Origin of the sequence: Janthinobacterium sp., assembly GCF_031995485.1 — a bacterium.
Taxonomy (GTDB): Bacteria; Pseudomonadota; Gammaproteobacteria; order Burkholderiales; family Burkholderiaceae_D; genus Janthinobacterium.
This window is the reverse complement of record NZ_DAMAGB010000035.1, coordinates 48,348-67,753: the sequence shown is the minus strand read 5'-3', so window position 1 is coordinate 67,753 and position 19,406 is coordinate 48,348. Positions and strand designations below refer to the sequence as shown.

Here is a 19,406-nt window from a genome sequence, read left to right as displayed (position 1 = left end):
CCGACCTGGTGGTGGCGCTGTCGCACGGCGGCCTGGACACCAGCACCTACAGCCCGAAGATGGAAAACGGCAGCTATCACCTGACCAGCACCGGCATCGACGCGCTGATGATCGGCCACTCGCATTTGATCTTCCCGAAAGGCAAGGAAGCCGGCGCCGCCGCACTGGACGCCTCGTTTGCCGCCTTCCCGGCCAGCGCCAGGATCGATGGCGACAAGGGTTTTGTGAACGGCGTGCCGACCGTGATGGCGCAAAGCTGGGGCCGCCGTCTGGGCGTCATCAAGCTGACCATGGTCTACCAGGGCGGCAAATGGGTAGTGCAGCAGGACAAGACCACGGTCGAATCGCGTGGCTTCAAGCTGGCCGACGGTTCCAACGTCAAGGCCGACCCGGCGATTGCGCCGCTGGTGGCCAGCGAGCATGACGCGACCATCGCGTATGCCAAAAAGCCGCTGGGCGTCAGCACCGACTTCGAGATGTCGGCGTACTTTGCGCTGGTCGGCGACGTCAGCGCAATCCAGCTGGTCAACCAGGCGCAGCTCGATTATGTGAAGAACTTTATTGCCACCAGCACCGACGCCACGCTGGCCAGCTACAGGAATATTCCCGTCATTTCGTGCAGCGCGCCATTCAAGGCGGGCCGCAACGGGCCATCGGACTTCACCGACGTGGCCGCAGGCGCGACGCCGGCCGCACCGGTCGGCTTGCAAGTGCGCAATCCGGGCGACCTGTATTTGTACAGCAATAACAACCTGCAAGCGGTGAAAATCAAGGGCTCGGACCTGAAGGCCTGGCTGGAAACTTCGGCCAAACAGTTCAATGTGATCAATCCGGCCTTGACCACCGAGCAGGACCTGGTGCCGACCTATGGCACCATCTACAACTACGATGTGTTCTATGCGGAAAACAACGCGCTGACGTACCAGATCGACGTCACCAGGCCGCTGGGCAACCGCATCGTCAACCTGCGCTACAAGGGCGCGGCGATTGCCGATGGCGACGACTTTATCGTTGCCACCAACGACTACCGCGCCGGTGGCGGCGGCGCCGTGCCCGGCATCGACGGCAGCAAGACCATCATCAAGTCGCCGGACGCCAACCAGGCGGTGGTCAGCAGCTACCTGCTGGCCCTGGCAGGCAAGGGCGCCGGCAAGGTCACGCTGGCGGACAACGGCAGCGCGCGCAGCTGGAGCTTTGTCAAGACAGCCACGGCCGGCCCGGTGATCCTGCGCTCGGCGCCGGGCCATCTGGCGCTGGCAAAAAGCACGGGCATTGCCAATGTCGTGGCCGAAGGCGGGCTGGACGCCAGCGGCTTTGCCAAGTACTCGATCGACCTGAGCAAATAAGGAGCGGACGATGAAAACCGCCTTGTTTTTTCCCGCCGTTGTACTGACGGCCGCGCTGGCTGGGTGCCAGTCTTCGCCACCACCGACGGCGGCGGAAATCGAGGCAGTCGCCATGCAGGCGCGCCAGGCCGGCGACAGCCAGGCCGAACGGCGCGTGCGCGGCTGGGCCGGCAAGGGCCTGCCGGTGGCCCAGCGTGAACTGGCGCTGGTGTACCAGGCACGGCCGGAACGCCGTGCCGACGCGCTGCTGCTGTTCGAGCTGGCGGCGCGCGCCGGCGATGCGGAAGCGGCATTCGAACTGGGGCAGATGCTGCGCCCGGCCGCACCCGGGCAAGCCTGGGCCTGGTACCGCATGGCGGCCAAGCGGCAACATGCGAAGGCGGCTTTGATGCTGGGCCTGCTGGCGGCCAATGGCGAAGGGGTGGACAAGAATCCGTCCGAAGCGGCGCGCTGGCTGGCCGTATCGAGCGAATTGGGCAATCCGCACGCGATGTTCCTGCTGTACAACGCGTATCGCGAAGGCCGCGGCGTGCCGCAGGATGCCGGCAAGGGCCAGGCGCTGCTGGAAGAAGCGGCCCATCACGATTATCCGCCCGCCATCCAGGAACTGGCCATGGCGCTGCAGGCGGACGACGCGCTGCGCGCCGGCCACCTGCTCAAGGAGGCGACCGAGCACCGGCACAACAACTGGAACCGGTTCTGATGGCGGCGCGCCGGCAGATGCTCAGCAAATAAACGCTGACGGCATCGCCGCATCGGCGCGGGCGGCGTACCAGGCCACGGTGCGCCGCAAGCCTTGCCGCACATCATGGGCGGGCGCATAGCCAAGCAGGCTGGCCGCCTTGCCGATATCGGCCTGCGAATGGCGCACATCGCCGGCACGAAACGCATCATGCTGCGGCGCCGACGGCGGCAGTTCCGGCCGTATTTCCAGCACCATCGCCTGCATGGCCGCATGCAGTTCGAGCAAGGTGGTACGGCCATTCACCGCCACATTGAAGACCTGGTTCAGCGCCTGCGGCTGCACGCTGGTGGCGGCCAGCAGGTTGGCCTGCACGGCGTTGTCGACATAGCAGAAATCGCGGCTGGTGCTGCCATCGCCGTGGATGCGCACTGCCTCGCCCGCCAGCATCGCAGACAGCCAGCGCGGTATCACCGCCGCATACGCGCCCAGCGGATCCTGGCGCGGGCCGAACACATTGAAGTAGCGCAGCCCCACCGTCCCGACGCCATAGCAGCGGCCATGCAACTGCGCGTACAGTTCATCCGCATATTTGCTCAAGGCATACGGCGACAGGCACGCACCGGTGTGCTGTTCCACTTTCGGCAGGCCCGGATGGTCGCCGTACACGGCGCTCGACGAGGCATACACGAAGCGCTGCACGCCAGCCGTGCGCGCCGCATCGAGCATCTGCACAAACCCCGTCAGATTGATGTCATGATACAGCTGCGGTTCGCGCAGCGAGCGCGGTACCGACCCCAGCGCCGCCTGGTGCAGCACGATATCGATGCCGGCACAGGCGCTGGCACAGGTCGGCGCATGGCGGATATCGCCTTCGAGCAGCTCGAAACGGCGCCAGGCCGCCTCGCCCACGCTGGCGCGTACCTGCGCCAGGTTATGCCGGTGGCCGGTCAGGAAATTGTCGAGGCCGCGCACGCTCTGGCCCAGCAGCAGCAGGGTTTCCAGCAGGTGCGAGCCGATGAAGCCGGCCACGCCCGTCACCAGCCAGCGTTGCGGCTGCTGCTGCAGGTGGGCGCGCGCGTGCGAATAGGCGCTGTCGATTGTTGGCGCCATTACAACCGCCAGACCCTGATGCCGTCTTCGGCCAGCTGGCGCGCGTCGAAGTGCGACTTGATGTCGATAAAGCAGCCGTCATCGACCACCTTGGCGCGGAAATCGGCCAGCGGCCGCGCCAGCAGCGCCTGGTGCGAAACGGCGCTGATAATCGCTTCGGCCTGAGGCAGCTGCTCCCAGCTTTCCAGGCTCAGGCCGTATTCCTCGAACGCCTCGTGGGCGTCGGCCACCGGGTCGTGCACATGCACCTGCACGCCGTAGCTTTGCAGCTCGTGGATCATGTCGACCACCTTCGAATTGCGCAGGTCGGGGCAGTTTTCCTTGAACGTCAGGCCCAGCACGTTGACATGCGAACCCTTGAGCTTGAAGCCGGCGCGCACCATTTCCTTGATGGTTTTCTCGGCCACGAATTTGGCCATGCCGTCATTGATGCGGCGCCCGGCCAGGATCACATGCGGATGGTAGCCCAGCATTTCGGCCTTGTGCGTCAGGTAATACGGATCGACGCCGATGCAGTGGCCGCCCACCAGGCCGGGCCGGAACGGCAGGAAATTCCATTTGGTGCCGGCCGCCTGCAGCACTTCCAGCGTATCGATGCCGATGCGGTCGAAAATGATCGCCAGTTCGTTCATCAATGCGATATTCAGGTCGCGCTGGGTGTTTTCAATCACCTTGGCCGCTTCGGCCACGCGGATGCTGGACGCCCGGTGCACGCCGGCCTCGACCACGCCTTCGTACAGGCGCGCCACCTTGTCCAGCGTGGCCGCATCGTCGCCCGACACCACCTTGCGGATGCTGGCCAGCGTATGGCCCTTGTCGCCCGGGTTGATGCGTTCGGGCGAGAAACCCACATGGAAGTCTTCCTTCCAGCGCAGGCCGGAATGCTGCTCCAGCAGCGGAATGCAGATTTCTTCGGTGGCGCCCGGATACACGGTCGATTCGAAAATGACGATGGCGCCGCGTTTCATGTGGCGCCCGGCGGTGGCGCTGGCGCCGGCCAGTGCCGAGAAATCGGGATTGTGGGCGCTGTCGACGGGTGTCGGCACGGCCACGATAATATAGTCCGCCAGCAGCAGCTCGGCCGGATCGCAGCCGACGCTCAGTGCGTGCGCGGCGCGCAGCTGTTCGGCGCTCACCTCGCCGGTCGGATCGACGCCGCGCCGATAGCTGGCCACCTTGCGCTCGGACAGGTCGAAACCGATGGTGCGCTGGCGTGCGCCAAACGCCACCGCCAGCTGCAGCCCGACATAACCGAGTCCCATCACCGCCACCACGCCTGCACTGTTGTCCATGTCTGTGCTCCCTGGGTTGCCGGCCGGACTTCCGCCGTCCGGAAATTCTACGGTGGCATCCAGCACCATTCTTGAGCCGGAACAAGAAAGCCCGGCCGGCGCCGCGCCCCACGGCGCGCAATCGGCGCGGAGTTGAGCACGATCAATGGGTAACGGCGGCAACTTTCCTACCCTGTGCTGTGCCATTCCTCGCTGCCGCTACCGGAGACCACCATGCGCCGTCTTTCCTGCCGTTTTGTTCCTGCCATCACTGCCGCCACCCTGGCGCTGCTGTCTCCCGCGCTGACGGCCTGCCACGGCGGCCAGGACAGCGCAAGCCTGCTGGCCGACGCGCGCCTGTACAGCCAGAAAGGCGAACCGCGCGCCGCCGTCATCCAGCTGAAGAACCTGCTGCAGAAGGAACCCGACAACCAGGCGGCGCGCCTGCTGCTGGGCAGCGTGTATCTGGACACGGGCGACGCGCTGTCGGCCGAAAAGGAACTGCGCAAGGCGCAGACGCTGGGCGTGGCGCCGGACGACGTGCTGCCCCTGTTGGGCCGGGCATGGCTGATGCAGGGCCAGTACGAGCGGGCCCTGAAGGAATTGCCGCCCGATCCCGCGCAGCCGATGGCCGTGCAGGCGCTGCGCGGCGATGCCTTGCTGGCATTGGCACGCCGGGACCAGGCGCGCGCCGTATTTGCCGGCATGCTGGAACGCCGGCCGGGCCAGACCGAGGCACTGCTGGGCCTGGCGCGCCTGGCGGCGCTCGACCTCCAGCTGGCGGCGGCGCAATTGCTGGTCGACCAGGCCATGAAAGGCAGTCCCGGCAGCGTCGAAGCGCTGCGCCTGCATGGCGACCTGCAGCGTCTGCAAGGCAATAATGCCGGTGCGCGCCAGGCCTACCAGCAGATATTGACGCTCAAGCCGGACCAGGTGCAGGCGCGCATCGACCTGGCCAATCTCGATATCGGCGAAAGCCGCTTTGCCGAAGCGGCCGCGCATCTGGCCGCCGCGCGCAAAAGCGCACCGGGCAACCTGGGCGTGCTGCAGGCGCAGGCGCTGCTCGACTTTCGCCAAGGCAAGTACAAGGCGGCGCTGGAAGGCCTGCAACTGGTGCTCAAGGCCGCGCCCGAACACCAGCCGGCACTGCTGCTGGCCGCCGCGGTGCAGCTGGCTCTGGGTTCGCCGCAACTGGCGGAAAACTATCTGCGTCCCTTCCTGGCCGCGCAGCCGGCGCATTTATATGCGAACAAGATGATGGCATCGATTGAAATGGAGCGTGGCAAGGTCGACATGGTGATCGGCATGCTGCAGCCGCTGCTGGCCAGCTTTCCCGACGACGTGGAACTGCTGTCGCTGGCCGGCGAGGCGCACATGCGCGCGCGCCACTATGAACAGGCCAGCAGCTACTTCGAGAAAGCCAGCCTGCTGGCACCGGATACGGCCAAACTGCATCTGGCGCTGGGCGTGAGCCGCCTGGGCCAGGGAGAAAATGCGCGCGCAATCAGCGAACTGGAGCGCGCCAGCGCATTGGACGGCAAAACGTCGCAGGCGGGTACCATGCTGGTGATGACCTTGCTGCGCAACAAGGAAAACGCGCGCGCGCTGGCGGCCGTGCAGGCGATGGAAAAGCAGCAAGGCAGCAATCCGGCGCTGCTCAACCTGAAAGGAGGCGTGTACCTGGCGCTGGGCGACCTGCGCGCTGCGCGGGCCAGCTTCGAGCAGGTCCTGGCCCTCGACGCGCGCCATCTGCCGGCCCTGGCCAACCTGGCGCAGATCGACATGGCCGAGAAGCAGCCGGAGGCGGCCAGGAAACGCTACGAGCAGGCACTGGCGAAGGAGCCGAAAAACGCCGAGCTGGCCGCAGCGCTGGCCAAGCTGGCCGCCTCGCAGGGCCAGCTGGACGAAGCGCGCCGCTGGCTCGAAAAGGGCCATGCCGACCATCCCGAGGCCGTCGCGCCGGCCTTGTTGCTCAGTAACTTCTACCTGAGGACGGGGGCCACCGACAAGGCCCTGTCGCTGGCGCGCAGCGTGCAGAGCAGCAATCCCGACGACACCGATGCGCTGGCCCTGCGCGCGCAGGTCGAGTACAGCGCGGGCCAGACACAGGCGGCGCTGGACAGCTACGGCAAGCTGGCCAACTTGCAACCCGCGTCGGCGCCGCTGCAGATGCGCATTGCCAGCCTGCACCTGGCGCTGGGCGACCATACGGGCGCGCTGCAGGCAGCCAGGCGGGCGCAGGCGCTTGATCCGGCCCTGCTCGAGGCGCAGGTGATCGAAGTGGCGATGCAACTGGCCTTGAAACGGCCACGCGAGGCGCTTGCCGTCGCGCGCAAAGTGCAGCAGCAGCAACCAAAGCTGGCGGCCGGCTACAAGCTCGAAGGCGATGTGCTGATGGCGCGCAACCAGCCGCAAGAGGCGCTGAAGCTGTACGAACAGGCCTTTCAGATCAGCAAGACTGGTCCGCTGCTGGTGCAGATATACCGGGCCATGCTGGCCGCCGGCCAGGAAAAGCAGGCCGACGCGCGCATCGGGAGCTGGCTCGACGCCCATCCCGATGATGCCGCTACCCGGCTGTACCTGGCTGGCGCCAAGCTGAGCGGCAAGCAGTACCCGGCCGCGATCAGCCACTACCAGCGCATCGTGGCCCACGATGGCGGCAATGTGGTGGCCCTGAATGACCTGGCCTGGGCCTATCAGCAGCAGCAGGATGGCCGCGCGCTGGCCACCGCCGAACAGGCGCACAAGCTGGCGCCGGACAACCCGGCCGTGCTCGACACGCTGGGCTGGATCGCGCTGGAACAGGGTGACGCCGGGCGCGCCGCCACGCTGCTGCGCCGTGCCGCCGCGCTGTCGCCGGGGTCGGCCGATATCCAGTACCACCTGGGCGTGGCGCTGGCCAGGAGCGGCGACAAGCCGGCCGCGCGCCAGCAGCTCGAACGGCTGCTGGCCGGCCACAAGGACTTTGCGCTGCGGGCCGAGGCGCAGGCGCTGCTGGCCCAGCTGTAGGCCATGAGCGTATTGGCCGCGCGGCTGCTGGCCCTGCTTGCCGGCGCCGCTTTCCTGTCGGCGCTGCACCTTTATCCGCCAGCCCACGGCTGGCCGGTGTGGCTGTTTTACGGCCTGCTGCCTGGCTACTTCCTGCTGCTGTGCTGGCGCCCTGCCCTGTGGCTGCTGTGCCTGCCCGCCCTGCTGCCGGTACTCGACCTGGCGCCGTGGACGGGCTGGTTTTTCCTGGAAGAAGTCGACCTGCTGCTGTTGCTGACGCTGGCTTGCGGCTACTGGCGCTGGCAGCCCGGCGCCGGGGGCGCGCGCCTCGCCCCCGGCGCGCCAGGCTTGCTGTGGCTGGCCAGCCTGGCGGCGCTGGTGGCCCTGCTGCGCGGCCTGTTGCCGCTGCCGCCGGACCAGCTGAACGCCTGGAACGACTATCTGAGCCCGTGGAACAGCCTGCGCGTGGCCAAAGCCTGGTGCTGGGCCATATTGCTGCTGCCATTGTTGCTGCGCGATGCAGGGAGCGAACTGGGCGGATTGCGCCGCCATCTGCTGCCCGGCGTACTGTGCGGCCTGGCGCTGGTGGCGGGATGCGCGCTGTGGGAACGCGCGGTATTTCCCGGCATATTCAATATGGCCAGCGACTACCGCATCACGGCGCCGTTTTCCGCCATGCATACGGGCGGCGCGGCGCTCGACGGCTTCCTGGTGCTGGCCGTGCCGTTTGCCGTGCTGTGGCTGGCCCGCGCCCCTGGCCGCTGGCAGCGTGCTTGCGCCCTGTTGCTGCTGGCCCTGGCGCTGCATGCGGTGATGGCCACGTTTTCGCGTGCACTGTACGCGGCGCTGGCGGTGGCCGCCGTTACTGCCCTGGCCTGCCTGTACCGCGCGCAGCATAAACCGGGCTGGACACATCGCCAGCTGGCATGGTTCCTGTTGCCGGGAGCGGGCGCCACCTTTGTGCTGCTGGCGATGTTCCATGCGGCCGGCTACCGCGGCCTGCTGGCCGCGCTGGCCTTGCTGGCCGGCGCCTTTGTGCTGGCAACACGGCCGCTGCCATGGCGCATGGCGCCGGCCACCGTACTGTGCGGCCTCGCTCTGCAGGGGGTGCTGGCGGCGCTGTGGCCGGTAGAGAGCGCGAGCTGGTTCTTCAAGGCGCCGTATGCGCTGTTCCTGCTGTCGTGCGCCCTGCTGGGTGCCTGCCTGTGGCGCGGCGCGCTGCCGGCCGCCATGCTGGCGTTCACCATGCTGGCATGCAACACGGTGTGGATAGGCTGGCACTGGGCCGGCGCGGCGGCCTTGACGCCGGCGGCCCTGGTGGTGGCGCTGGCAGCGGTGCTGCTGCTCAACAGCCGGATGCGCAAGCCGCTGTGGCATTTGAGTGGCACCAGTCTCGCTGCGGCAGGGGCGGCGGCCATGCTGCTGATGCTGGCCATTCCCGTGTCCGCCAGCTATTACGCCAACCAGCGCTTTGCCACCACGACGGGCGACTTGCAACAGCGCCTGCGCCACTGGCGCGGCGCGCTGGCCATGATGCCGGCCGGCTGGAACGCTACCCTGTTCGGCATGGGTAGCGGAACCTTTCCCTCCAGCTATTTCTGGCGCAATACGCTGGGCGAGGTTCCGGCCCGCATCCGCTACGCCGAGGAAGCGGGCAACCGCTACCTGCGCCTGTCCAGTCCCGGCTACCGCGCCGGCTATGGCGAATTGCTGCGCCTGCTGCAACGGGTCGCCGTGCGGCCCGATACCGCCTATGCGCTGGCGCTCGATGTGCGCCGCCATGGCCCGATGCCGGTGCTGCAGCTGAAACTGTGCCAGCGGCAGCTGTTGTATGCGCACTATTGCGTGGCCGCGCCGCTGCGCCTGCTGCCGGTCACCGCCAACGCAGCCAACGCCAGCGGCGCGCCAGCGCCGTGGCAGCATTATCGGATGAGCATCGACAGCGCGCGGTTGGGCGACGGCAATTGGCTGCTGCGCGCGCCGGTGCAGCTGGAACTGGCGGCCAGCGGCCTGGCCGAGCCCGCCCTGATCGACGTCGACAATCTCAGCCTGCGCGGCCCCGATGGCCAGGAACTGCTGGCCAACGGCCAGTTTACGCAGACCAATGATGACTGGTTCTTCAGCAGCGACCATCATCATCTGCCGTGGCATATCAAGAACCTGTGGCTGCACCTGTATATCGAAACGGGCCTGGCCGGGCTTGCCGCCATGCTGGCACTGCTGGCCCTGGCCGGCGTGCGCCTGGCGCGCCGCGCCGCCAGTGCCGGGCATGGCGGCCATGGCGCCACGGCCATGCTGGCGGCACTGGCCGGCTTCCTGGCGGTCGGCGTGTTCGACAGCCTGCTCGACGTGCCGCGCATCGCGCTGCTGTTCTATCTGTTGCTGCTGTGCGCGCTGCTGCAGGCGACACCCGTCCCCACCGTTGAAAGGCCACCACGATGAAAGTCTTGCTGCTGCTGTGTTCCTGCCTGCTGCTGCCAGGCGCCTTCGCCCAAGGGCTGGAGCAGGCCATCGCGCGCGTCAAACCGGCGGTGGTCGGCATCGGCAGCCAGCTCAGGACGCGCACCCCGCCGATCCAGTTCATCGGCACCGGTTTTGCCACCGGTGACGGGCTGAGCGTGCTGACCTGCGCCCATGTGATCGAAAAACTGCTGGCGGCCAATCCCGGCGAGACCATCGGCATCCTCAGCGCGCAAGGTGCGGCGATGCAGTTCCGCGCCGCCGTGGTACAGGCGATCGATACCGAGCACGACCTGGCGCTGCTGCGCCTGTCCGGCACGCCCCTGCCCACCTTGCAGCTCGGCGACGCGGACGCCGTGCGCGAAGGCCAGGCCATGGCGTTTACGGGATTTCCGCTGGGCATGATACTGGGCCTGCGCCCGGCCACGCACCGCGCCACCGTCTCGGCGTTGACGCCAGTGGTCATCCCCAGCGAAAACGCGCTGCGGCTTGCGCCGAAACAGCTGGCACAGCTGCAAAAAACGCCGTATACCGTGTTCCAGCTCGATGCCACGGCCTACCCGGGCAACAGCGGCAGTCCCCTGTTCGACCCGGACAGCGGCCTGGTCTACGGCATCGTCAACCAGGTCTACGTCAAGGGACTCAAGGAAGCGGCCCTCAGCGCGCCGAGCGGCATCACGTACGCCATACCCGCCAGCCACATGCAGGCACTGCTGCTGAAAAACCGGTAGGCTCAGTCAGTTGCGCCCCTGGCGCAGGCGTTCGGTAATGCCAGGCTCATCCCATGTTGGAAAAAAAAAGGGATAGAACGAGCGCTCGCCGCCGTGCTGTTCCATCAGGCCGCCATATTTGCGGATCTGCTCGCCCATATAGCCCAGGTCCAGCCGCAGCAGCACGGCCGGCGCGCCCACGCGCGTGCATTCGCGTTCGCCGCCGAAATCCTTGAAACCCAGCATGCGCTTGTAGAACACCACGTGGCGCGGATTGACTTCGATCACATAATCGGTAAAACCGTGGATATTGTGCGCATAGATATACGAGATATGGATCAGGGCCGCAAACACGCGCTTGCTGACGCCCTTGTCGATCGCCAGGCGCGACGGTTCGCACAGGCGCCGGCCCTGCGCGCGCAGGGTGTCGAGCTTGTCGCGAAAATTTTCGTCGGCGGGCAATCCCGTTTCTTCGTTGTCGAGGCACAAGGTCATGGTGCCCACGGTGTCGCCGGCCGTTTCGGCGAACAGCGTGATTTTATTGAGCGCATGGGCGATGCCGGGATCGACCGCGTAGCCGCGCCAGCCATACATCTTGCGGATCAGCAGGCTGGCCGCTTCGCGGCGGCCGCGCGAGTTGGCCATGCGGATATGAAAGCGCTGCAAGTCGATCTCGTGCTCCATGGCGGGATCGATCTTGCCTTCCCCGACCACCAGGTCGGAAAAGCCGACCGGACTGTCAAAAGAAATAATGGGTTGGTCTTCAAAGCTCATCTTGTCCTCACTGAGACTGGCCGTCCGCCTGATCAACAGCAAACGGACTGATGCCAATGCCTTGTGACAAGGGCTAAACCGAAGAAGTTCCCGCCTTCCGCTAAAAAACAGAATAATTTATCGATGAAATAGCAAATTGCATATCAAAATTTGTCATAAATTGTACTTTAACAAATAAACGTGTCTTTTTGATAGCTCGGCACTGTTCAGAAAAAACTTTCCGGTATCAGCAGCACGTCGCCCGGCCGCATCATGATGTTGGCGGAAATATCGCCGTCGCGCAGCAGGTCGTCCAGCCGCACGCGCAGCTGCCGCTGCCCGCCCTCGCGCATGCGGATCACGCTGGCCTTGTTGCCGGCCGCAAAATCAGTAATGCCGCCGACGGCGATCAGCACGTCCATCAGCGACATGCCCTGGCGGTACGGCAGCGCCTGCGGCTTGGCGGCCTCGCCGATCACGCGGATCTGCTCCGCATACGGCCCGGAGAAATTGGTCACGATCACCGTCACCACCGGCTGCTGGATATATTTGCTCAGCGCCTGCTCGATATCGCGCGCCAGCTGGGTCGAGGTTTTGCCGCTGGCCGCCAGGTCTTCCACCAGCGGCGTGGTGATCTTGCCATCGGGCCGCACGGCCACGGTCAGCGACACTTCCGGATTGCGCCAGACCAGGATATTGACGGAGTCGCCCGGCCCGATCAGGTAATCGTGCAAGGGGGCGCTGTCTTCGGCCGGCGCCAGTTCCTGGCGGGTGCGGCAGCCGCCGAGAAAACTGGCGGCGGCCGCCAGGGCCAGCGCGCGGGTCATCAGGGCGCGACGTAACGGATTCATGCTGGTTCCCTTCAAAAATGTCGGCCATGCGGGAGGCCGGCTGGGCCGATAGCTTCCCATGATTAATAAAACCTGCACGGCCCTGCTTGAGGAGTATCAAGAAGCAATCATCTTGGGAAATTTTGTGGCGGCATCGCCCTATACTTTGCTCTCTCGACAAGAAAAACTGCCGTTTTCGCCCTGCTGCGCCCAGCTACTGTTACCTGAAGGAAGCGACATGGAGGAATTGATACAGCAAGTGCTCTCTGCCCTGAAAGGCATCTGGAAGTACCGCTGGCATGCGGTGCTGGTGGCCTGGCTGGTGGCGATCGCCGGTTTCATCAAGGTGATCAGCCTGCCGGACAACTACCAGACTTCGGCGCGCGTGTTCGTCGATACGCAAACCATCCTCAAGCCGCTGATGGCCGGCATGACCACCGTGCCCAATACCGAGCAGCAGGTGGCCATCATGAGCCGCACCCTGCTCAGCCGCCCGAATGTCGAACGCGTGATGCGCATGGTCGACCTCGATCTCGACAGCCGCACCGTGCGCCAGCACGAGGCGCAGCTCGACGATCTGATGCGCAACATCAAGATCAGCGGCACCAATGCCTACGACATCTACACCATCAGCTACAGCGGCCCGCAGCCGAAGGTGACGCGCGACGTGGTGCAGAGCCTGCTGACCATCTTTGTCGAAGGCAGCTTCCAGGGAAAGAAAGGCGACTCGCAAAAGGCGGTGCAATTCATCGACGAGCAAATCAGGAATTACGAGGAAAAGCTGAGCGCGGCGGAAAACCTGATGAAGGACTTCAAGATCCGCAACAATATGCTGCTGCCGCGCCAGGGCATCGATTACGGCGGCCAGTTGCTGAACATGTCCGACAGCCTCAATGCCGCCAAACTGGAACTGCTGGAAGCGGAACAGTCGCGCCAGGCGATCCAGAGCCAGATCGAGGGCGACGCACCGGTACTGGACCTGGAGCCGAGCGCGGCCGCCATCACAAATCCCGAACTCGACGAGCGCATCGCCACGATTAACAAGAATCTCGACAGCCTGCGCCTGCAATACACGGAATTGCATCCCGACATCGTGGCCGCGAAACGCCTGGTGGAACAGCTGGAACAGCGCAAGATCGAGGAAAGCAAGCTGCGCAACGCTGCCGGCGACCCCGGCAAGAACTACAGCCCGATGCTGCAGCAGCTGAAAGTGGCGCTGACGGAGGCGGACGCCAAGGTGGCCGCAATCAGGGCGCGGGTGGCGGAATATACGGCGCGCAACGAACGCCTGCTGGCGCAAAGCAATGCGGTGCCCGAGGTCGAGTCGCAGCTGGCCCAGCTGAACCGCGACTATGTGATCAACAAGGAAAACTACGAAAAGCTGATCGGCCGGCGCGAAGCGGCCAAACTGTCCGGCGAACTCAGTTCCACCACCGACATGATGGCGTTCAAGATCATCGACCCGCCCACCATCCCTTTGAGTCCGATCGGCCCGAACCGGCCGCTGCTGTTCAGCGCGGCGCTGGCCGCGGCGCTGGTGGCCGGCATTGCCGCGGCGTTGCTGATCAGCCAGATCCGCCCGACCTTCCTCAGTCCGTCCGAACTGCGCGACGCGACGGGGCTGTCCGTGCTGGGCACGGTGGCAATGAACTGGACCGAACCGCAGCAGACGCGCCAGCGCCGCGCGCGCTATGCGTTTGCCGGCTGCCTGGGCAGCCTGTTCATGCTGTATGGCGGAGTGGTGGCGGCCGCGCTGCTCAAATTCTAGCTGCAGGAACGGACAGGAGAGACCATGAACGCGAACCAGCATGACGGGCAGCAGGCCAACGACGCGGCGCCGCTGGAAGTGGCGGAAGCGGCGGCGCCCTACGAGGTCGATGGCGCCGATGGCGCCAGCGCCGCCACGCCGGCCTCGCCGCACTACCGCGCACTGAACCTGGCGCGGCTGCAGGCGCAGGGCATGGTCACCCACGACGGCGGGCGCACCTCGGTGGCGGAAGACTTTCGCATCATCAAGCGCCCGCTGCTGCGCAACGCGCGCGCCACCGGCGCCGACGCGATCCGCCACGGCAACCTGATCGTCGTCACCAGCGCCATGCCCGGCGAAGGCAAGACCTACTGCGCCGTCAACCTGGCCATGAGCATCGCCATGGAAATGGACATGACGGTGCTGCTGGTCGACGCCGACGTGGCGCGTCCGTCCGTGCTCAAGACGCTGGGCCTGGCGCCCGAACCGGGGCTGATGGACGTGCTGCTCGACGAGCGCCTGGAAATGTCGGACGTGATCCTGAAAACCAATGTCGCCACCCTGAGCATCCTGCCGGCCGGGCGCAGCAACAAGCATGCCACGGAACTGCTGGCCAGCCGCGCCATGAGCCGCCTGCTGGCCGAGATCGCCAGCCGCTACGCGGACCGGATCGTCGTGTTCGATTCGCCGCCGCTGCTGATCACCAGCGAAGCCCACGCGCTGGTCGGGCAGATGGGGCAAGTGGTGATGGTGGTCGAGGCGGAAACGACGACCCAGCATGCGGTCAAGGAAGCACTGCGCCAGATTGAATCGTGCGAGCATATCAACCTGATCTACAACAAGACCAGGGGGTTTCCCGGCAACGATTACTATGGCTATGGCTATTACGACTAGCCAGGCCAGGCTATCGCGGCTGGCCCCCATGCTGTTGTTGTTGATAGCGCAGCGCGCCAGCGCGCTGGACTGGCTGGTCGCGCCGTCGCTGCGCCTGCGCGAGAGCTACAGCGACAACGCCCTGCTGGCCCCGCCCGGCCAGGAAAAATCCGATTTCATCACCGAAATTGCGCCCGCCATCGCCCTGATCGCCACCGGGCCGCGCCTGCAGCTGCACCTCGACGCCAGCTGGCGCAAGTTTCTGTCGCGCCAGCGCGCCGACAGCGACACGGTGCAACTGCAGGGCGCGGCCAATGCGGTACTGCTGAAGGACTGGCTGCACCTGGACGCGCGCGCCAGCGTCAGCCAGCAGAACATTTCGCCGTTCGGCGCGCCCGTGATCGATACCCTGCCCGACGGACAGAACCGGAGCACCGTGCGCGCCACCGTGCTGAGCCCCTATCTGCGCCACCGTTTCCCCGCGCTGGGCACGGCCGAACTGCGCTATACGCGCGCCAATGTATCGGGCGGCAACAATCTGCTGTCCACCCACAGCGACGAGCTGCAAGCCCGGTTTGACGGCGAACCGCGCGGACGGGGCTGGACCTGGAACGCCAGCGCCGATGTGCGGCGCACGCAGGACAGCGTGCTGGCGCCTCAGCGCAAGGAACGGGCCAGCGTGGGCCTGCGCTACCCGTTCAGCCGCAAGTGGGCCGGCACGGCCAGCGTGGGCGCGGAAAAGGAAGGCTATGAAGCGAACGACGGGCGCAATCCGCAGGGCCGCTTCTGGTCGCTGGGCGGCGTCTGGACGCCCTCGCCGCGCACCAGCGTGGCCTTCAGCACGGGGCGGCGCTTTTTCGGCCAGACCTACAGCCTGGACGCCCATTTCCTGCAGCGCCATAACAACTGGTCGCTGCAGTACAGCGAAGACATCACCACCATGCCGGCCCAGTTTGCACGGCTGGGCGACAGCGACGCGGCCGGCCTGCTCGACCAGCTGTGGCGCGGCCTGTTTCCCGACGCGCAGGACCGGCGCCTGCGCATCGACGCGTTCTTGCGCTATGCCAATGCGCAGGGAGATGCGGGTGCCCTCAATTACTTCAGCCACCGCTACTACCTGCAAAAGCAGCTCAAACTGAACCTGGCGCGCGCCACGCCGAAGAGCACGCTGTTGCTGGGAGCGACCGCCGTCGACCGCACGGCGCAGACCGACAGCGGCATCGACAGCGCCTTGCTGCCCGGCATCGACCTCGGCAGTACGGATCACACGCGCCAGCTGGGCGCAAGCGCCGGCTGGAGCTGGCGCGCCTCGGCGCGCGGCAGCGTCAATGTCAATGCCGCCTACGCCAGCGTGCGCTCGCTGAGCACCTTGCGGCGCGATGACAACCTCACCATGACAGCCGGCTACAGCCGCATCCTGCAACCGAACATGACGGCGGCGATCGACGTGCGCCGCACCCGGCATCACAGCAACCGCGGCGGCAATTTCCGCGAAAACGGCGTCAGCGCCACGCTCACCATGCGCTTCTAAGGAGACCCCATGTACGATCCTGTCCCGCAGTCCGGCCGGCCGCACCTGCTGTGCGTGGTGGCGGCGCGTCCGAACCTGATGAAGATGGCGCCGATCCTGGCCGCTTTTGCGCAGGTGGCGCCGCAGGTGCGCGTGACCCTGCTGCATACGGGCCAGCATTACGATGCGGCCATGAATGACCAGCTGTTTGCCGACCTGGGCCTGCGTGCGCCCGATATCAACCTCGAGGTCGGCTCGGGCAGCCATGCCTGGCAGACGGCCGAAATCATGCGCCGCTATGAACCCGTGCATATTGAACTGGCGCCGGATGCGGTGCTGGTGGTGGGCGACGTCAATTCCACGCTGGCCTGCGCGCTGGTGGCGGCCAAGCTGGGCACGGCCGTGATCCATGTCGAAGCGGGCCTGCGCAGCGGCGAGCGCAGCATGCCCGAGGAAATCAACCGCGTGCTGACCGATCAGTTGTCAAGCCTGCTGTTTACCAGCGAAACGGGGGCGCGCGCCAATCTGCTGCGCGAAGGCATCGTGGACGAGCGCATCCATTTTGCCGGCAACGTGATGATCGACAGCCTGCTGCGCCAGCTGCCGGACGCCGTGCCGCCGCGCGTGGCCTTGCAGGCACACGGCCACGACTGCCCGCCAGCCTATGGCCTGCTGACCCTGCACCGTCCGTCGAATGTCGACGATGGCGCGCGCCTGGCCGCCCTGATGGCGGCGATGGCGGACCTGTCCCGGCAGCTGCCGCTGCTGTTCCCCATCCATCCGCGCACGCGCGCCATGCTGGACCAGGCCGGGCTGGGCGAGGTATTGCGGCACCGTGCCATCCTGGCGCTGCCGCCGCTGGGCTATCTGGAAATGCTGGGCCTGATGCAGGGCGCGCGCCTGGTGCTGACCGATTCGGGCGGCATCCAGGAAGAAACCACGGCGCTGGGCATCCCTTGCCTGACCCTGCGCGACAACACGGAACGCCCCGTCACTGTCAGCGAAGGCACCAATACCGTCGCCGGCACGCAGCCGGCGATGATCCTGGCGCAGGCGCGCGAGGTGCTGCGCACCGGCGGCAAGCGCGGGCGCATTCCGCAATACTGGGATGGCCATGCGGCTGAACGGATTGCGGCCACCACCGCGCAATGGCTGGCCCGGCGGATGACCTTGCCATGAGCGCGCCGCTGCGCAATGCGCTGACCATCGATGTCGAGGATTACTTCCAGGTCTCGGCATTTGCGCCGCATATCGCGCGTGCCGACTGGCCGCGCATCGCGTGCCGGGTGGAGGCGAACGTCGAGCGCATCCTGCAGTTGCTGGAACAGCGCCAGGTGCATGCCACCTTTTTCACGCTTGGCTGGATCGCCGAACGCCACCCGGCCATGCTGCGGCGCATTGCCGCTGCCGGCCATGAAGTGGCCAGCCACGGCCATGCGCACCTGCGCGCCTGCGGCCAGTCGCGCATCGAATTCCTGCATGACGTGGTGCTGAGCAAGTCCATTCTCGAACAACTGACGGGCCAGGCCGTGCTCGGCTACCGCGCGCCCAGCTTTTCGATCGGCGCGGCCAACCTGTGGGCGCTCGACGTGCTGCAGGAAGCGGGCTACCGCTACAGTTCCAGCATCTATCCGATCCGCCACGACCATTACGGCATGCCCGAGGCGCCGCGCTTTGCCTGGCGCCCGCGCGGCGCACAGGGCGTGCTGGAACTGCCCATCAGCACCGTGCGCCTGGGCCGGCACAACTATCCGGCCGGCGGCGGCGGCTACTTTCGCCTGCTGCCTTATCCGCTGTCGCGCTGGCTTTTGCGCCGCATCAATTCGCATGATGGCCAGGCTGGCATATTCTATTTTCACCCTTGGGAACTCGATCCGCAGCAACCGCGGCCCGCCGGGCTGGGCTGGAAGACGCGTTTTCGCCATTACCTGAACCTGGAACGGATGGAAGCGCGGCTGGCGCGGCTGACACTGGACTTTGCCTGGGACCGCATGGACCGTATTTTTCTAGAAGGAAAATAATGCACGAGGCGAGCCCTTCCACCGATAGCGCAGCAGCCGTGCTTGCCGGCAGCAGCAGCGGCAGCAGCGGCGCCACCACCGTGCATCGCCTGCAGCCGCAAGACCATGGCCGCTGGGATGCGTTCGTGCAAAACTGTCCCGAGGCGACGTTTTTCCACCGCGCCGGCTGGCACACCATCATGGAGCAGGGTTTCGGCCACGCCGGCCATTTCCTGTATGCCGAACAGGACGGCCGCATTACGGGCGTGCTGCCGCTGGTCCATATGCGCGGCCTGCTCTGCGGCAAGGCGCTGGTATCGCTGCCGTTCTGCGTGTATGGCGGCATCGCGGCCAGCGGCGCGCCGGCGCGCCATGCGCTCGACGCGCAGGCCCAGGCGCTGGCGCGGCAACTGGGCGTGGGACACCTGGAATACCGCCAGCGCGACGGCGTGCTCCCTGATGGCTGGCAAGGCAAACCGCTGTATGCGACCTTCCGCAAGACGCTGCTGGCAGACGACGAACAGAATCTGCTGGCGATCCCGCGCAAGCAGCGTGCCGTCGTGCGCAAGGCCATTGCGGCCGGGCTGCACGGCACGCTCGACGATGATCTCGACCGTTTCTACCCTTTGTACGCGGGCAGCGTGCACCGGCTCGGCACGCCCGTGTTTGCACGGCGCCACTTTGCCCTGCTGCGTACCGTATTCGGCAGCGACTGCGACATTCTCACCATCTGCCATGGCAGCGAGGCACAGGCCAGCGTGCTGTCGTTTTACTTTCGCGGCGAGGTGCTGCCGTATTATGGCGCCGGCAGCGTGCTGGCGCGCCGCACCGGCGCCAACGATTTTCTGTACTGGGAGCTGATGCGCCGCGCCGCCGCGCGCGGGCTGCGCCAGTTCGATTTCGGCCGCAGCAAGACCGGCACGGGCGCCTTCGATTTCAAGAAGAACTGGGGCTTTGCGCCGCAGCCGCTGCCGTATGCCTACAAGCTGTTCGGTGCCGCGGCGCTGCCGGACGTCAACCCGCTGAACCCGAAATACGCGTTGTTCATCCGCGCCTGGCGCCGCCTGCCGCTGTCGCTGGCCAACCTGCTGGGGCCGCATCTGGTGCGGCAGCTGGGCTAGCC

At 66.2% G+C, this 19,406-nt stretch carries 15 protein-coding genes; 11 read left to right on the top strand and 4 right to left on the bottom strand.

All coding sequences use genetic code 11. The annotated features are described in order from the left end of the window. Positions 1 to 1,346 (top strand): 5'-nucleotidase C-terminal domain-containing protein (locus tag RTQ46_RS18510; RefSeq protein WP_312438888.1); only part of this gene is annotated, 1,346 nt, incomplete at its 5' end. A gap of 10 nt (positions 1,347 to 1,356) precedes the next feature. Further along, on the top strand, positions 1,357 to 2,049 hold the full coding sequence (locus tag RTQ46_RS18505; protein WP_312438887.1) for a tetratricopeptide repeat protein: 693 nt from the start codon (positions 1,357 to 1,359) through the stop codon (positions 2,047 to 2,049). Positions 2,050 to 2,070: 21 nt separating this feature from the next. Here the strand turns inward: RTQ46_RS18505 and RTQ46_RS18500 are convergent, their stop codons facing one another. Together RTQ46_RS18500 and RTQ46_RS18495 are read right to left on the bottom strand one after the other, a co-directional pair. Beyond that, a complete protein-coding gene (locus tag RTQ46_RS18500; protein WP_312438885.1) occupies positions 2,071 to 3,141 on the bottom strand; it encodes an SDR family oxidoreductase in 1,071 nt (356 codons plus the stop codon). Further along, positions 3,141 to 4,433 carry a nucleotide sugar dehydrogenase gene (locus RTQ46_RS18495; RefSeq protein ID WP_312438883.1) on the bottom strand — a complete coding sequence of 431 codons (1,293 nt, stop codon included), beginning with the start codon at positions 4,431 to 4,433 and terminating at the stop codon, positions 3,141 to 3,143. The genes RTQ46_RS18500 and RTQ46_RS18495 overlap by 1 nt, the downstream gene beginning before the upstream one ends. Positions 4,434 to 4,646: 213 nt before the next feature. Here RTQ46_RS18495 and prsT point away from each other — a divergent pair, with 213 nt between their 5' ends. The 3 genes from prsT to RTQ46_RS18480 are packed head-to-tail and all read left to right on the top strand — an operon-like array spanning position 4,647 to position 10,591. Next, on the top strand, positions 4,647 to 7,421 hold the full coding sequence (gene prsT, locus RTQ46_RS18490; protein ID WP_312438882.1) for an XrtA/PEP-CTERM system TPR-repeat protein PrsT: 2,775 nt from the start codon (positions 4,647 to 4,649) through the stop codon (positions 7,419 to 7,421). A 3-nt stretch (positions 7,422 to 7,424) separates the two neighbouring features. Next, positions 7,425 to 9,842, top strand: a complete 2,418-nt coding sequence (locus RTQ46_RS18485; protein WP_312438880.1) for a hypothetical protein — start codon at positions 7,425 to 7,427, stop codon at positions 9,840 to 9,842. Then, complete coding sequence (locus RTQ46_RS18480; protein ID WP_312438878.1) at positions 9,839 to 10,591, top strand: serine protease; 753 nt, start codon at positions 9,839 to 9,841, stop codon at positions 10,589 to 10,591. The genes RTQ46_RS18485 and RTQ46_RS18480 overlap by 4 nt, the downstream gene beginning before the upstream one ends. A gap of 6 nt (positions 10,592 to 10,597) precedes the next feature. Here the strand turns inward: RTQ46_RS18480 and RTQ46_RS18475 are convergent, their stop codons facing one another. Then, positions 10,598 to 11,344 carry an N-acyl amino acid synthase FeeM domain-containing protein gene (locus RTQ46_RS18475; RefSeq protein ID WP_312438876.1) on the bottom strand — a complete coding sequence of 249 codons (747 nt, stop codon included), beginning with the start codon at positions 11,342 to 11,344 and terminating at the stop codon, positions 10,598 to 10,600. Between the two features lie 206 nt (positions 11,345 to 11,550). Further along, positions 11,551 to 12,174: an XrtA/PEP-CTERM system exopolysaccharide export protein gene (locus RTQ46_RS18470; protein ID WP_312438874.1), complete on the bottom strand. Its 624-nt coding sequence runs from the start codon at positions 12,172 to 12,174 to the stop codon at positions 11,551 to 11,553. A 217-nt stretch (positions 12,175 to 12,391) separates the two neighbouring features. On the opposite strand from RTQ46_RS18470, the gene RTQ46_RS18465 reads away from it, so the two are divergent. The 6 genes from RTQ46_RS18465 to RTQ46_RS18440 are packed head-to-tail and all read left to right on the top strand — an operon-like array spanning position 12,392 to position 19,404. Next, positions 12,392 to 13,921 (top strand): XrtA system polysaccharide chain length determinant, encoded by a 1,530-nt coding sequence (locus tag RTQ46_RS18465; RefSeq protein ID WP_312438872.1) that lies wholly within the window; start codon positions 12,392 to 12,394, stop codon positions 13,919 to 13,921. Positions 13,922 to 13,945: 24 nt separating this feature from the next. Next, entirely contained in the window at positions 13,946 to 14,794 is an 849-nt protein-coding gene (locus tag RTQ46_RS18460; protein WP_312438870.1) for an XrtA-associated tyrosine autokinase, read from the top strand. A 28-nt stretch (positions 14,795 to 14,822) separates the two neighbouring features. After that, positions 14,823 to 16,304 carry a TIGR03016 family PEP-CTERM system-associated outer membrane protein gene (locus RTQ46_RS18455; RefSeq protein WP_312438868.1) on the top strand — a complete coding sequence of 494 codons (1,482 nt, stop codon included), beginning with the start codon at positions 14,823 to 14,825 and terminating at the stop codon, positions 16,302 to 16,304. A 9-nt stretch (positions 16,305 to 16,313) separates the two neighbouring features. Further along, the gene (wecB, locus tag RTQ46_RS18450; RefSeq protein WP_312438866.1) at positions 16,314 to 17,462 is read left to right on the top strand and encodes a non-hydrolyzing UDP-N-acetylglucosamine 2-epimerase; all 1,149 of its coding nucleotides are present in this window, start codon (positions 16,314 to 16,316) and stop codon (positions 17,460 to 17,462) included. After that, complete coding sequence (locus RTQ46_RS18445) at positions 17,459 to 18,304, top strand: XrtA system polysaccharide deacetylase (protein ID WP_312438865.1); 846 nt, start codon at positions 17,459 to 17,461, stop codon at positions 18,302 to 18,304. The genes wecB and RTQ46_RS18445 overlap by 4 nt, the downstream gene beginning before the upstream one ends. Next, positions 18,304 to 19,404 (top strand): FemAB family XrtA/PEP-CTERM system-associated protein, encoded by a 1,101-nt coding sequence (locus RTQ46_RS18440; protein WP_312438864.1) that lies wholly within the window; start codon positions 18,304 to 18,306, stop codon positions 19,402 to 19,404. Before RTQ46_RS18445 ends, RTQ46_RS18440 begins: the two co-directional genes overlap by 1 nt. The last annotated feature ends 2 nt before the right edge of the window (positions 19,405 to 19,406 follow it).

Excerpts from the sequence above, each read along its gene's own strand:
- RTQ46_RS18505 (WP_312438887.1), top strand. The coding sequence starts at position 1,357 with ATGAAAACCGCCTTGTTTTTTCCCGCCGTTGTACTGACGGCCGCGCTG.
- RTQ46_RS18500 (WP_312438885.1), bottom strand. The coding sequence starts at position 3,141 with ATGGCGCCAACAATCGACAGCGCCTATTCGCACGCGCGCGCCCACCTG.
- RTQ46_RS18495 (WP_312438883.1), bottom strand. The coding sequence starts at position 4,433 with ATGGACAACAGTGCAGGCGTGGTGGCGGTGATGGGACTCGGTTATGTC.
- prsT (WP_312438882.1), top strand. The coding sequence starts at position 4,647 with ATGCGCCGTCTTTCCTGCCGTTTTGTTCCTGCCATCACTGCCGCCACC.
- RTQ46_RS18485 (WP_312438880.1), top strand. The coding sequence starts at position 7,425 with ATGAGCGTATTGGCCGCGCGGCTGCTGGCCCTGCTTGCCGGCGCCGCT.
- RTQ46_RS18480 (WP_312438878.1), top strand. The coding sequence starts at position 9,839 with ATGAAAGTCTTGCTGCTGCTGTGTTCCTGCCTGCTGCTGCCAGGCGCC.
- RTQ46_RS18475 (WP_312438876.1), bottom strand. The coding sequence starts at position 11,344 with ATGAGCTTTGAAGACCAACCCATTATTTCTTTTGACAGTCCGGTCGGC.
- RTQ46_RS18470 (WP_312438874.1), bottom strand. The coding sequence starts at position 12,174 with ATGAATCCGTTACGTCGCGCCCTGATGACCCGCGCGCTGGCCCTGGCG.
- RTQ46_RS18465 (WP_312438872.1), top strand. The coding sequence starts at position 12,392 with ATGGAGGAATTGATACAGCAAGTGCTCTCTGCCCTGAAAGGCATCTGG.
- RTQ46_RS18460 (WP_312438870.1), top strand. The coding sequence starts at position 13,946 with ATGAACGCGAACCAGCATGACGGGCAGCAGGCCAACGACGCGGCGCCG.
- RTQ46_RS18455 (WP_312438868.1), top strand. The coding sequence starts at position 14,823 with ATGCTGTTGTTGTTGATAGCGCAGCGCGCCAGCGCGCTGGACTGGCTG.
- wecB (WP_312438866.1), top strand. The coding sequence starts at position 16,314 with ATGTACGATCCTGTCCCGCAGTCCGGCCGGCCGCACCTGCTGTGCGTG.
- RTQ46_RS18445 (WP_312438865.1), top strand. The coding sequence starts at position 17,459 with ATGAGCGCGCCGCTGCGCAATGCGCTGACCATCGATGTCGAGGATTAC.
- RTQ46_RS18440 (WP_312438864.1), top strand. The coding sequence starts at position 18,304 with ATGCACGAGGCGAGCCCTTCCACCGATAGCGCAGCAGCCGTGCTTGCC.